This window comes from Massilia niabensis, assembly GCF_042655085.1.
In the GTDB taxonomy this organism is placed as follows: Bacteria; Pseudomonadota; Gammaproteobacteria; order Burkholderiales; family Burkholderiaceae_D; genus Telluria; species Telluria niabensis.
Genome location: NZ_JBHSMU010000014.1, coordinates 21,632 through 34,487, shown reverse-complemented (window position 1 = coordinate 34,487; position 12,856 = coordinate 21,632). Strand labels below are relative to the sequence as shown.

The window sequence follows — 12,856 nt, the reverse complement described above, 5'->3', positions numbered from 1 at the left end:
TGCAGGGCATGTGGGCGCTCTGCAAACGCGTGCTCCACTTCCGCCTGAGGCTGCCCGATGTCGCCTTCAGCTCGGGCGGCGCAGCGGCACCGAGAATTCGCCTTCCGGCTGCATCATGTCGATCACGCGGCAGTCGCCGCACATGCGCAGGCGGTCGAGGTTGCCGGCGAAGGCGCTGTGGCCTGACAGGCGCCCCAGCATGTTCTCGATCATGTGCACGGTGCCGAAGGCTTTGTTGCAGCGGATGCAGTGGAAAGGCTGCGACTCGTTCAGCACCACGGTCTGCTTGCGGGTGTCGCCGAACGCCATGCGCGGCACCAGCGTGATCGCGTTCTCCGGGCAGGTATTGGCGCACAGGCCGCACTGGACGCAGTTCTGCTCGACGAAGCGCAGCTGCGGCATGTTCGGCGTGTCCATGATGGCCGAGGATGGGCAGGCGCCGACACAGGCCATGCACAGGCTGCAGGTTTGCTTGTTGACGGCAATCGCCCCGAACGGGCTGCCCTTCGGCAGCGGCACTTCCTGGGCCGGCTGCGGCGCATGCCGGAACAGGTGGTCGAGTGCGTAGTCGAGCGTGTTGCGCTTTTCCGCCGCCAGGTTGAAGGTCGCCATCTCGCCGGGCGCCTCGCCGCGCGGCGCGTGCTGCAGGGCCACGGCCAGTTCCTGCGGACCGCTCACGCGCAGCAGCTGGAAATGGGGGCCGGTGTAGCCCAGGCCCTCCAGCACGGTTTCGGCAATGCGCATCTGGGTGTCGAGCGCGGCGGCGTACTGCGGGGCTTCGGCCTCCGTCATGAGCACGGTGATGCCGGCCGCGCCGTAAGCGAGGGCCGACAGCCAGACGTCGATGCCGGTCGAGGCGGTGTGGTGCAGCGCCATCGGAATCACGCGTCCGGGCACGCCGGTGGCGGCATCCATCCCCACGGCTTCGATCAGCGGCGCGCCGCCTTCGCTGTGCAGCAGCAGCACCGGGTCTTCGCCGCCCGCTTCCCGGTAGGCGCGCAGTGCCGCCTTGATGCGGCTGCCCGTGTGCTCCGCCGACGGATAGGCGTAGCCGAGCGCACCCGACGGGCAGACGGTGGTGCAGGCGCCGCAGCCGGCGCACAGGTAGGGGTTGACCTTGATGCGGTCGCCGGCGCTGGAAATCGCCTTGGCCGAGCAGATCTCGATGCAGGCCGTGCAGCCGGCCAGGCCGTTGCGGCTGTGGGCGCAGAGGCGCTCCTTGTAGGCGAAATATTTCGGCTTGTCGAAGTCGCCGACCATCTCCATCAGTTCGGCGGCCGCCGCGCGCCGCGCGGCGTCCTCGAAGCCAGGGGCATAGTAGCCATGCGGAGGCTGGTGGCTGGCGATCAGCGGGCTCGGGCAGAGATCCAGCACGAGGTCGAACTTGCCCTGGCCCGCCGGCTGGCCGGGTGCCTGCCAGCGCGCCTCGAAAGAACCCAGCCAGCCGGCGACGGCGACGGCGCGCGCCACGAACACCGGGTAGGGGCGTTCGCCGACGTCGACATTGTCCAGCAACAGCAGCGTGACGGGCAGCGCGCTCGCCAGGTGGTCGGCCCAGGGCAGCGCCTGGGCCGAGCTGCCGACGACCAGGGTGCGTCCGCCGGAGCGGTAGCTGACCGAGGCGCCCGGCTCGGCCGGGGCAATGGCGTCAGCCGCCAGGATGGCAGCGGTCTTGGCGAGGGCATTGCGGCGTTCCTGCAGCGGGTCGCCGGCCTGTCCTTCTAGAAATCGGATGTTCATACTTGGCCTTGAGGCAATTGCTGGTTTGGACGATGGAATAGGCCGCGCTTGTGCTCGACCTCATGCGTGGGCGCGCCCGATGGCAGCACACCAGGGGACTCCCCCGGCAGCTGATCCTCGTGCGCGGCGCTGGCATGCGCGGCTTCGTTATGGGGTACTGCTTCGTGCTCGACGGCGTCGGGCGCCGGCGATGGCGCCGGTGATTGTGGCGCCGCCGCTGTCGTGGCTTGCGCGGCAGCCGGGTCCGGCGGCTCTGCGCCCGGGGCCGTGGCTGCAGCCGCAGCCTGGGTCGGCTCGTCCTCGACAAACCGGCGCAGGGCGCTGCGTGCATGGTCGAGCGAGGCCAGCATCTCGGCCGATACCGGGCTCGGGATGTTGTAGTCGTCCATGTACATGTCGAGCCGGTCCATCACGTTGAAATGCGGGTCGGCGAACAGTTTTTTCAGGGCCTGGCGCTGCACGGATTTGTCGACGCCCTGGCCGACGAAGACCGAATAATCGGAGTCCGGCGTCAGCTGGGCGACATCGTCGAGCGTGGGTGATATCCGCCCAGCCGCGGCCGATGGCTCCGGGGCGGGACCGGCATCGCCGCTCTCCGCGGGTGCCACCGGCAGGGGGTCTCCCGCCCTTGCCCAAGCCTCCCCTGCCCTAGCCCAGCGCGCGGGGGCTGGTGCAGGCGCCGATGCATGCGCCGGTGCATGCGCAGGCGCGGTTGCAGGTGCAGGTGCAGGTGCCGGCGCGCGCGGGGCTTCCGCGACTGCGTCGTCGCCGGTCGCCTTGACACGCGCCCAGCGGCGCAGGAATCCTTCTTCGGGCATCGCGTTTCCTTACCCGTGCTGGCGGCCGCGGCGCGGACGCGGCGTGTAGTGCTCGCGCAGGTAGCCGGCCAGCCAGGCGTAGATGTCGGCCGGCATGGCCACGCCGTCGGCCGCTTCGCCGGAATCGAACATGCGCGTGCCCTCGACATAGCTGACCGAGGCCCGCACCGGCATCGCGCGGCCGTCGATCATGCGCCACAGGACGAAGACCTTCGATTCCGGCGCCATGCAGTTTTCGTAATAGCCCTCGTTTTCGTCGGTATACAGTTCGAGTTCGAGCCCGGAAACGAGATAGTAATCGCGCTCGGGGCTCTCGCCAAGCACCTGCAGCGGCGGCAAATTGCCGCGATCGGGCACGACGCCGACCGCGGACCAGGCCTCATCGGCCCAGCGGTGCTCCACCTTGCGGCGCTGCATGATGACCGCGATCGGCATGCTCGACATCTTCATTATTTCTTGTCCCCGCTGGCAATGCTCTTGTCGACGCCAGGCGAGGCGCCGGCCTTGACCGATTTGGTCTGCTCCTTCTTGACATCCAGGCTGGGCGCGGCGGTGCCGAGCTTTTCGCTCTTGATCGGCACGTTGGCCGACTGCAGCGCCTGCGGGCTGCGCGGCGCAGCGCCGCCGCCCGGCGAGGATGCGGAAACGCCGGCCGGCGTGCCGGTGATCGTATTCGCGGAGACGCCCGTGGCGCGTGGCGCCACGCCCGGCATCGGCGTGCCGGTGACGGCTACGCCGGTGGTCTGCACTGCTGCCGGCACCGCGCCGGACGCCGGTACGACGGGAGCGGCATTTGCCGCATTCCCGGCGGGTGTACCGGCTGCCGGAACACCCGCGGCGGCTGGCGCGGCTGCAATCGCCACCGGTGGGCGCGCGGTCCAGCCCTGCGACGCGGCGCGCGAACGCCAGCGTGCGCTGAGCGCGTCCTGGGCTGCGGCCAGCTGCGCCTTGCCCTGCTCGGCCTGGGCGTCGGCTGCGGCTTTCTTGGCCGCCGCCGCCTGTTGCGCAGCGGCCGTTGGCGCGGGCAAGGCGGCAAGCGCCATGCTGCTCGAGGCCAATCCGGCCAGGACGAGCGATTGAAGAATCCGTCGGGTACGCATTATTTGTCCCCTGTCAGTGTACCCGGTGCGGCCGCGGGCTTGGTGGGCTGGCCGGGTGCGCCGGCAGTGCCAGCCGGACCGGCGGCGCCCGTCGCACCTGTCGCGCCTGTGGGGTTAACGGCGGGCGCCGTCTTGTCCTGGTTCGACGCGGTACCCGCGCCGACGGGCGTGACGCCCGCGGCCGGGGCATTGGCCGGTGGCCCGCCGTAGTCTCCCACCGGCTTGTTGCCGGCCTGGCCAGCGCTGGCCGGCGTAGTCACGCCCTGCGAGGGCCCCTGTCCGCTCTCGGCCACCGTGCCGCCGAGCGCGGCGCCGCCGGTGGTGCCGCCCGAACCGCCGGCAATGCCTGGCGTGCCGCCCGCGTAGGCGGCATTCGTTTCAGGCTTGCTGCTGCGCGCCATGACCTGGCCGCTGGTGAGGCCGCCGGCCGTCACCTGGCCCGGGAACTTGGTCTGCTCGACGCCGTCCCTGGCATTGGCATGGCCGCGGTCGCAGCCGGCGAGCATGGCGCAGCTGACGGCAATGGCGCCGATCGTAACGCGATGGGTCAGAGTGGTAAATGAGGAGGATGTTTTCATCGTGGTCCTTAATGTGCCGGGTCGGGCCGCGGTGCGACGGGCGGTACGTGTCCAGGACGCGCGGTACCTGGCGTCGCGTCCGGCACTCCTGATTTCACTTCGTCGTACCAGAGCCCGTGGTGCGCCTTGGCCCAGTTTTCGTCGACGGTGCCCTGACGCATCGATTCGTAGGAACCCGGCGAGCCCACCGTGCCGAGGTAGATGTGGCCCATCGCCATGACGATGTACACGGTGGCGCCGCCGATGTGCAGGTAGTTCGCCATCTGCATGACGTAGCGGGTCTGGCCGAAGTTGACGAAGTCGAGGATGAGGCCGGTGACCGACATCACCAGGCCCAGCAGCACGACGCCGAACCAGAACCAGGTTTTTTCGCCAGCATTGAAGAAGCCCGCCGGTACGTGCTTGTGCGAGGTCAGTCCCCCGCCCTGCTTCACCCACTGCCAGTCGATCCGGTTGAAGAAATTACGGCGCAGGAAGGTGAAGAACATCAGGATCGAGCACACGATGAACAGCGGCCCGACCACGTTGTGCACGTACTTCGAGATGATGGCGATCCAGGAAAACAGCGTGTGGCCCATCCACGGCAGCATGATCACCTTGCCGAACATGATGATGATGCCGGTGATCGCCAGCGCGATGAACGAGTAGGCCGTCACCCAGTGCACCGAGCGCTCCCAGCTGGAAAAGCGCTGGACGCGCCGGCCTGAGGCCTGCAGTGGAGGCGGCCTGAAGGCCCGGTAGAAGACGAAGATCAGGAAGGGCACGGCCAGCAGGACGAGGCCGGTAATGGTGGCGATCGGCCCGTTGCGCAGCAGGCGCCAGGTATTGCCGCCGCGCTGGACGATGACGTTCGCCTCGTTGGTACCGTACTGGCCGAGGAAGTGGCGGTCGACATGGACCCGGCCCGAGGCCGAGTCGGTCAGGCCCGGCTCGCGCACGTTCGAGTCGCCTTCGATCTGCAGCATGGTCTGCTCTTCGGCATAGGCAGGCTTGGCCTCGCGGTTCGGCACGCCTGCCCAGCTTGGGGACATAACCAGCGCGCAGAACAAGGCCAGGATCGGGATCAGAATCGCGCGCACGGCAATCAGGTTGGCTCGCATGGCTGGCTCCTAGGGGTTCGCCCGGTTGTACTCGTTCTGCTGGTTGCTGCGGTTGACGATCGCCGCATTCCAGGAGAGCTTGTCGTTGTGGAACAATGTCTGGAAGTGGCGCGGATCCTTCTTGCCCGCGTACTGGCCCTTGATCCAGGCCGGATACTGTTCCACTTCGAGGCAACCTGACAGCGCCAGGGCCAGCGGCAAGGCCGCGATCAGTTTAAGTAGTTTCATGTTGGCAGCTTTCCTGGATCGTTCTGGCTGTCACCAATCTTCTGGTTTTCGCGCGGCAGGTCGCCCAGCGCCCTGCGCACGCCACCACGCTTGTTCGGCCCGTAGGCGATCTTCCAGCCCCACAGTTCCGGTCCGTAGCCGCGCGTCTCGACGCGCTGGCGGTAGATGTCGGCGATCAGGTTGGCGTCGCCTCCGAGCAGCGCCTTGGTGCCGCACATCTCGGCGCAGGCCGGCAGCTTGCCTTCGGCGATGCGGTTGCGGCCGTATTTCTTGAATTCGGCTTCCGAAGTATCCGGTTCCGGGCCGCCGGCGCAGAAGGTGCACTTGTCCATCTTGCCGCGGTGGTTGAACATGCCGGTCTCGGGGAACTGCGGCGCGCCGAACGGGCAGGCGTAGTGGCAGTAGCCGCAGCCGATGCACTGGTCCTTGCTGTGCAGGACGATGCCGTCCTCGGTGTGGTAGATGCAGTTGGTCGGGCACACCGCCAGGCAGGGGGCGTCGGTGCAGTGCATGCAGGCTACCGACACCGAGCGTTCGCCCGGCACGCCGTCGTTGATCGTGACGACGCGGCGGCGGTTCACGCCCCACGGTGTTTCATGTTCGTTCTTGCATGCGGTAACGCAGCCGTTGCAGTCGATGCAGCGCTCCGTATCGCAGATAAATTTCATCCTTGCGGACATGATCGTCTCCTGTTCCGGACCGTCAGGCGCGCACGAGGCGGCACAGCGATACCTTGGTTTCCTGCATCATCGTGACGGCGTCATAGCCATAGGTCCAGCCGGTGTTGATGGCCTCGCCGCGCACGGTCGGCGCCCCGTCTTCCGGGTAATGCTTCTCGAGGTCCTCGCCCATCCACCAGCCGCCGAAGTGGAATGGCGCCCACACCATGCCGACAGGCACGCGCTCCGTGACCATCGCCATCATCTTCATGCGCGCGCCGGTCGGGGTTTCGACCCAGACGTAGTCGCCGAGCGTGGCGCCGATCTGCACCGCGTCCTGTGGATTGACCTCGACGAACATGTTCTGTTGCAGCTCGGCCAGCCACGGGTTGGAGCGGGTTTCCTCGCCGCCGCCCTCGTATTCCACCAGCCGGCCCGAGGTCATGATCATCGGGAAGTCCTTCGAGAAGTCGATGTCCTGCACCGACTTGTAAAGCGTCGGCAGGCGCAGGAAATTCGCCTTGTCGTCGTAGGTCGGGTACTTGGCGACCAGGTCGCGCCGCGGCGAGGCAAGCGGCTCGCGGTGAGTCGGGATCGGGTCGGGGAAGTTCCAGACGTTGGCGCGGGCGCGCGCATTGCCGAAGGGCGCGCAGCCGTGGGCGATCACCACGCGGATGATGCCGCCGGACGGGTCGGTCTTCCAGTTCTTGCCCTCGGCCATGGCTTGTTCCGCAGGGGTCAGCTCGGCCCACCAGCCCAGCTTTTTCAGGAACACGTGGTCGAACTCCGGATAGCCGGTATCGAGCTGCGAATCCTTGTTGGTGGAGCCGTCGGCCGCCAGCAGGGTCTGGCCGTTGTGCTCGACGCCCCAGTTGGCGCGGAACGGCAGGCCGCCCTCGGCCACCGTCTTGCTCAGGTCGTACAGGATCGGGGTGCCCGGGTGCTTCATTTCCGGCGTGCCCCAGCACGGCCACGGCAAGCCGTAGTAATCGCCCTTGCACGGGCCGGATTCGGCGCGCATCGTGGTCGGGTTGAAGGTGTGCTTGTTCTCCATGTGGAGTTTCAGGCGTTCCGGCGAGCAGCCCGTGTAGCCGATGGTCCAGCAGGAACGGTTGATTTCGCGCAGGATGTCTTCGATGACCGGTTCATTCATCACGACCTTGATGTTCTTGCACAGTTCGTTATGGAAGCCGAGCTTCTTGGCGAACAGGTACATGATTTCATGGTCGGTCTTGCACTCGAATAGCGGCGCAATGACCCGCTCGCGCCACTGGATCGATCGGTTCGACGAGGTGCACGAGCCCTGGGTTTCGAACTGCGAGGCCGCCGGCAGCAGGTAGACGCCGTCGGTACGGCCGTGCATTGCGGCCGTCATGCTCGGATAGGGGTCGACCACGACCAGCATGTCGAGCTTTTGCATGGCCGCCTTCATGTCCGTCAGGCGTGTCTGGCTGTTCGGCGCGTGGCCCCAGTAGAACACGGCGCGCAGGTTGCTCGGCTGGTCGACGAACTGGTTCTGCTCGTTGACGGCGTCGAACCAGCGCGACACGGTAATGCCGGGCTTTTCCATCAGTTCCTTGGAACCGAAGCGCGACAGGATCCAGTTGTAGTCCACGCCCCACGCGTTCGCGAAGTGCTTCCACGAACCCTCGGCCAGGCCGTAGTAGCCAGGCAGCGAGTCGCCGTTCGGGCCGACGTCGGTGGCGCCCTGCACGTTGTCGTGGCCGCGGTAGATGTTGGCGCCGCCGCCGGCCACGCCAATATTGCCCAGCGCCAGTTGCAGGATGGCGAGCGCGCGCACGTTGGCAGTGCCGACGTGGTGCTGGGTGATGCCCATGCACCAGACCACCGACGACGGCTTGTTCTTGGCCAGCATTTCGGCCGCCATGCGCACCGACGATTCCGGCACGCCGGTAATGTCGGAGACCTTGTCGGGGGTCCACTTGGCCACTTCCTTGCGCACGTCGTCCATGCCGTAGGTGCGCGCGGCGATGTATTCCTTGTCTTCCCAGCCGTTATTGAAGATGTGCCAGAGCATGCCCCAGACCAGCGGGATGTCGGTGCCGGGACGCACGCGCACATAATGGTGGGCGAAGCGCGCGGTGCGTGTGAAGCGCGGGTCGACCACGATCATCTTCGCGCCCAGTTCCTTGGCGTGCAGGAAGTGCAGCATCGAGATCGGATGGGCTTCGGCGGGATTCGAACCAATGAACATCACGGCCTTGCTGTAATGCAGGTCGTTGAACGAGTTCGTCATGGCGCCGTAGCCGAAGGTCTGGGCGACGCCCGCCACCGTCGTCGAGTGGCAGATGCGCGCCTGGTGGTCGCAGTTGTTGGAGCCCCAGAAGGCCGAGAACTTGCGCAGCAAATAGGCCTGCTCGTTGTTGTGCTTCGAGCTGCCGATGAGCATCAGCGCGTCCGGGCCGGCCTGCTGGCGCAGCTGCAGCAGCTTGTCGCCGATCTCGTTGATCGCCTGGTCCCAGGAGATGCGCGTGTACTTGCCATTCACCAGCTTCATCGGGTAGCGCAGACGGTGTTCACCAAAGGCGTGCTCGCGCACGGACGCACCCTTGGCGCAGTGCGCGCCCATGTTGATTGGCGAATCGAAGGCCGCTTCCTGACGTGTCCAGACGCCGTTGGTGACAATGGCGTCGACCGAGCAGCCGACCGAGCAGTGCGTGCAGACGGAACGTTTCAGCTCGGTCTTGACCGGCTCGGATGCGGTCGCCTGCGCCTGGGCGGGCTCGATGACGTTCAGCGGCAAGCTGCGGGCCAGGGCGCCGGCACCTGCCGCCACGCCCGCGCCTACCAGGAACTTGCGCCGCCTGACGCCCTTGTCGTTCGAACTCTTCACTAAAGACATGGCTGGTCTCCGGGTACGCTCACCAGTAGGCGGCGGTTTGGTAGTAACGACGAATGTGGTCGGTCTCGTGGTAGCCGCGCTTGACCTCGGGCTTGGCAGCCTCGACGGGCGCGAGCTCCGGCTTCGCCTCGGCGCCGCCGGCAACGACCGCCAGCGCGCCCAGCGGCGCGGCTCTCAGGAAATTGCGCCGGGAAGGATCCGGGGTATCCCCGGGCTTGCCGGCCTGCGTTCCACCCTCCTGGTGTTTCGGTTCCATCGCATTTCCCTCGCTTTGCTGGATCATCGTTTTAATCATGGATGCCGTCCTCCACCGCAAAGGCCTCGGCTTCGATCGCCAGCAGTGCACTGGCGAAAGCGGCGACCAGCCGGTAGAAATTGGCGCCCTCGGCACCGGCCATATCGGCCAGGCAGCGCGCGTACCAGCGTCCGATGCGCGCTTCAAAAAAGGTTTTCTGGACGTCCAGGGGCTGGCGCCGGATGCCGGGGCCACCCGCGATCAGGACGCGCATCGTCTCGCACAGCGCACCGAGGTGGTCTTCGGATTCGAAGACGCCGCGCACGCGGCCAATGCCGAAGCCCGCCAGGTCGGCGCGCAGTTCGGCCAGCGGCGTGTCGTTCATGAAGCCGGACAGGTAGAGCGAGCCGTATGGATTGAGCGGCGGCGTACCGCTGCTCACAAAAAGCAGGTCGAATTCCTGGGATACGGCGGCCGCGTCCATGACGCTGGCGGCCAGCACCAGCTTTTCCCAGGCGTCTTCCAGGGTGTGGTCGCCCCCCGTGGAGTGAATCGGGTCGGCAGAGGCCAGGCCCTCGAGCAGCGTCGCGTCAGGCGGGGCCAGCAGCAGGCGGGCGGCCAGCGCGTAGAGGTCGGCCCTGGCCTGGTCTTCTGCGCTCAATGGCAGCGCTACAGCGATGCCGGTGCCGGCTGCCGCGGCGCCCGAGCGAGCGGCTTCGGTGGCCGCCGGGTTGGATGAAATGCTTGATGCGGACTGCATGGACACTGGCGGCGCTCCGTTAGTAAATCTTCATCGAAAGTGTATTCGCTCTTCCCTTGGTATGCGCGCACGGTTGAACTTTTTTAGTGCATGCCTGCCGCATGCATGATTGCCCGGATCAGGCTGGCAACGAGCCAGAGGGCGGCTACCCCGCCCGCCCACAGGGCCACCAGCCAGCCCAGGCGCCTCAACCAGAGTGGCTTCTCCTTCATCAGTGGTACCCCGCATCGGCCTTCACCTTGCCGCGGAAGACCCAGTACGACCAGACCGTGTACATCAGGATGATCGGCAGGATGAAGAGCGTGCCGACCAGCGCGAAGCCCTGGCTGCTTGGGGGCGAGGACGCCTCCCAGATCGTGATCGCGGGCGGCACGATATGCGGCCAGATGCTGATCGCCATGCCGGAGTAGCCGAGGAAGATGAGCGCGAGCGAGGCGACAAAAGGCCAGCGGTGCGGATCGCGTTTGAGGGAACGCAGCAGCACCGCCATGAACAGCAGTACCAGCACCGGCACCGGCGCCAGGAACACGATGTTCGGGAAGGTGAACCAGCGGTCGGCGACATGCGGGTCGCGCAGCGGCGTCCAGATGCTGACCACGACGATGGCGCCGAGCATCAGCAGCGCGAACGGGCGCGCCACCTGCACCATGCGCCGGTGCAGGTCCCCTTCCGTCTTCATGATCAGCCAGGTGCTGCCGAGCAGCGTATAGGCGATCATCACGCCGAACCCTGCCAGCAACGGGAAGGGCGCGATCCAGTCGAGCGGGCCGCCGGCATAGCTGCGGCCCGACACGGCGATGCCGTCGAGGAAAGCGCCGAGCGAGACGCCCTGGAAGAAGCTTGCGGTCACCGAGCCGCCGATGAAGGCCTTGTCCCACAGGTGGCGCCCGCTTTCCCTGGCCTTGAAGCGGAACTCGAAGGCCACGCCGCGGAACACGAGCCCGATCAGCATGAAGATCAGCGGCAGGTAGAGCCCGGACAGGATGATCGAATAGGCCACCGGAAAGGCAGCCAGCAGCCCTTCCCCGCCCAGCACCAGCCAGGTTTCGTTGCCGTCCCAGACCGGGGCGACGGTGTTCATCATGGTGTCGCGGTCGCGCTTGTCCCGGGCGAAGGGGAACAGCATGCCGATACCGAGGTCGAAGCCGTCGAGCAGGACATACATGAACACGGAAAAGTAGATGATGACGGCCCAGATGACCGAGGTGTCGATGCCCATGGCTCAGCCTCCTTTCAGGTCCATGCCGCTGCCGCCATCGCCAGTGCCCTCGTCGTCGTTGCCGACATCGGCCGCCGACATCGGGCGCATCGGCGTGCGGCCCTCGCCCGGCCCGCCCTCGGTCGCGCGGTGCATCTCGAACTTCTGCGGGCCCTTCCTCATCATGCGCAGCACATAGGCGGTGCCGGCGCCGAACACGAAGATATAGGCAATGACGAACAGGCCGAGCGAGAGTGCCAGGGTGGCCGCGCCATGCGGCGAGACCGCATCGGCCGTCCTCAGCACGCCGTACACGACCCAGGGCTGGCGCCCGACTTCGGTCGTGACCCAGCCGGCAAGGATGGCGACCAGCCCCGCCGGCCCCATCCAGAGCGCCGCGCGCAGGAAGGGCCGCGCCGTGAAGATCCGCCCGCGGCGGCGCAACAGCAGGCTCCAGGCGCCCAGCGCGATCATCAGGAGGCCCAGGCCCACCATCAGGCGAAAACTCCAGAACACGATCAGCGAATTGGGCCGGTCCTCGGGCGCGAATTCCTTCAGGCCCGGAATCTGCCCGGACCAGGTGTGCGTCAGGATCAGGCTGCCCAGGTGCGGTATGCCGACGGCGTAGCGCGTCTGTTCGGCTTCCATGTCGGGAATGCCGAACAGCAGCAGCGGCACGGCCTCGCCCGGCTCGTTCTGCCAGTGGCCTTCCATCGCGGCCAGCTTCGCGGGCTGGTGCTTGAGCGTATTGAGGCCATGGAAGTCGCCGATCACGGCCTGGATGGGCGCGGCAAGCAGGATCATCCACATCGCCATCGACAGCATCTTGCGCACCGCCGGGTTGTCCCTGCCACGCAGCAGTTGCCAGGCGCCGGTCGCGCCGACGATCAGCGCCGTGGTGAGATAGGCGGCCACCACCATGTGCAGCAGCCGGTACGGAAACGAGGGGTTGAACACGATCGCCAGCCAGTCGGCCGGCACCATGCGCCCGCCCTCGATGGCATAGCCCTGCGGGGTCTGCATCCAGCTGTTGGCGGCCAGGATCCAGGTGGCGGAAATCAGGGTGCCGACCGCGACCATGCAAGTGGCCAGGAAGTGCAGGCCGGGGCCCACCCGGGTCCAGCCGAACAGCATCACGCCAAGAAAACCCGCCTCCAGGAAAAAGGCGGTGAGCACTTCATAGGCCAGCACCGGTCCCATGATCGAGCCGGCGAACTCGGACATGTAGCTCCAGTTGGTGCCGATCTGGTAGGCCATCACGATGCCCGACACCACGCCCATGCCGAACATGACGGCGAAGATCTTCAGCCAGAAGTGGTAGAGGTCGACGTAGACCGGGCGCTTCGTGCGCAGCCAGGACAATTCGAGCACGGCGAGGTAACTGGCCAAGCCGATGGTGACGGCCGGGAACAGGATGTGAAAGGACATCGTGAACGCGAACTGGATGCGCGCCAGGTCCAGGGCCGATATGCCGAACATGAGCACTCCTGCTGGGATGCGGTGTGCAGAATCTAGCATGGGTAAAGGCGCGCACAGTTGGCAGCCGGTCCAGGCCACGCGAAGCCGGCTTGAAGCGT

14 protein-coding genes are annotated in these 12,856 nt (G+C 66.7%); all 14 read right to left on the bottom strand.

Going from position 1 to position 12,856, the window contains the following annotated elements:
- Positions 1–66: 66 nt before the first annotated feature.
- Complete coding sequence (locus ACFPN5_RS13325; RefSeq protein ID WP_379783991.1) at positions 67–1,740, bottom strand: 4Fe-4S binding protein; 1,674 nt, start codon at positions 1,738–1,740, stop codon at positions 67–69.
- A complete protein-coding gene (locus ACFPN5_RS13320) occupies positions 1,737–2,558 on the bottom strand; it encodes a DUF3306 domain-containing protein (protein WP_379783989.1) in 822 nt (273 codons plus the stop codon). The genes ACFPN5_RS13325 and ACFPN5_RS13320 overlap by 4 nt, the downstream gene beginning before the upstream one ends.
- Before the next feature lie 9 nt (positions 2,559–2,567).
- A complete protein-coding gene (locus ACFPN5_RS13315) occupies positions 2,568–3,008 on the bottom strand; it encodes a DUF3305 domain-containing protein (RefSeq protein ID WP_379783987.1) in 441 nt (146 codons plus the stop codon).
- On the bottom strand, positions 3,008–3,658 hold the full coding sequence (locus ACFPN5_RS13310; protein WP_379783985.1) for a hypothetical protein: 651 nt from the start codon (positions 3,656–3,658) through the stop codon (positions 3,008–3,010). Before ACFPN5_RS13310 ends, ACFPN5_RS13315 begins: the two co-directional genes overlap by 1 nt.
- Positions 3,658–4,236, bottom strand: a complete 579-nt coding sequence (locus ACFPN5_RS13305; RefSeq protein WP_379783983.1) for a hypothetical protein — start codon at positions 4,234–4,236, stop codon at positions 3,658–3,660. The genes ACFPN5_RS13310 and ACFPN5_RS13305 overlap by 1 nt, the downstream gene beginning before the upstream one ends.
- Positions 4,237–4,244: 8 nt before the next feature.
- On the bottom strand, positions 4,245–5,336 hold the full coding sequence (locus ACFPN5_RS13300; RefSeq protein WP_379783981.1) for a formate dehydrogenase subunit gamma: 1,092 nt from the start codon (positions 5,334–5,336) through the stop codon (positions 4,245–4,247).
- A 9-nt stretch (positions 5,337–5,345) separates the two neighbouring features.
- Positions 5,346–5,564, bottom strand: coding sequence for a hypothetical protein (locus ACFPN5_RS13295; RefSeq protein WP_379783979.1), 219 nt, complete (start codon positions 5,562–5,564; stop codon positions 5,346–5,348).
- Positions 5,561–6,244 (bottom strand): formate dehydrogenase FDH3 subunit beta, encoded by a 684-nt coding sequence (gene fdh3B, locus ACFPN5_RS13290; protein ID WP_379783977.1) that lies wholly within the window; start codon positions 6,242–6,244, stop codon positions 5,561–5,563. Before fdh3B ends, ACFPN5_RS13295 begins: the two co-directional genes overlap by 4 nt.
- A 22-nt stretch (positions 6,245–6,266) precedes the next feature.
- Positions 6,267–9,086: a molybdopterin-dependent oxidoreductase gene (locus ACFPN5_RS13285; protein ID WP_379783975.1), complete on the bottom strand. Its 2,820-nt coding sequence runs from the start codon at positions 9,084–9,086 to the stop codon at positions 6,267–6,269.
- 19 nt (positions 9,087–9,105) lie between these two features.
- Positions 9,106–9,381 (bottom strand): twin-arginine translocation signal domain-containing protein, encoded by a 276-nt coding sequence (locus tag ACFPN5_RS13280; protein WP_379783973.1) that lies wholly within the window; start codon positions 9,379–9,381, stop codon positions 9,106–9,108.
- Entirely contained in the window at positions 9,374–10,081 is a 708-nt protein-coding gene (locus ACFPN5_RS13275) for a TorD/DmsD family molecular chaperone (protein ID WP_379784435.1), read from the bottom strand. Before ACFPN5_RS13275 ends, ACFPN5_RS13280 begins: the two co-directional genes overlap by 8 nt.
- A gap of 83 nt (positions 10,082–10,164) precedes the next feature.
- Positions 10,165–10,293 carry a DUF2474 domain-containing protein gene (locus tag ACFPN5_RS13270; protein WP_379783971.1) on the bottom strand — a complete coding sequence of 43 codons (129 nt, stop codon included), beginning with the start codon at positions 10,291–10,293 and terminating at the stop codon, positions 10,165–10,167.
- Positions 10,293–11,300: a cytochrome d ubiquinol oxidase subunit II gene (gene cydB, locus ACFPN5_RS13265; protein WP_379783969.1), complete on the bottom strand. Its 1,008-nt coding sequence runs from the start codon at positions 11,298–11,300 to the stop codon at positions 10,293–10,295. The genes ACFPN5_RS13270 and cydB overlap by 1 nt, the downstream gene beginning before the upstream one ends.
- A 3-nt stretch (positions 11,301–11,303) precedes the next feature.
- Positions 11,304–12,758: a cytochrome ubiquinol oxidase subunit I gene (locus ACFPN5_RS13260; protein ID WP_379783967.1), complete on the bottom strand. Its 1,455-nt coding sequence runs from the start codon at positions 12,756–12,758 to the stop codon at positions 11,304–11,306.
- Positions 12,759–12,856 lie beyond the last annotated feature (98 nt).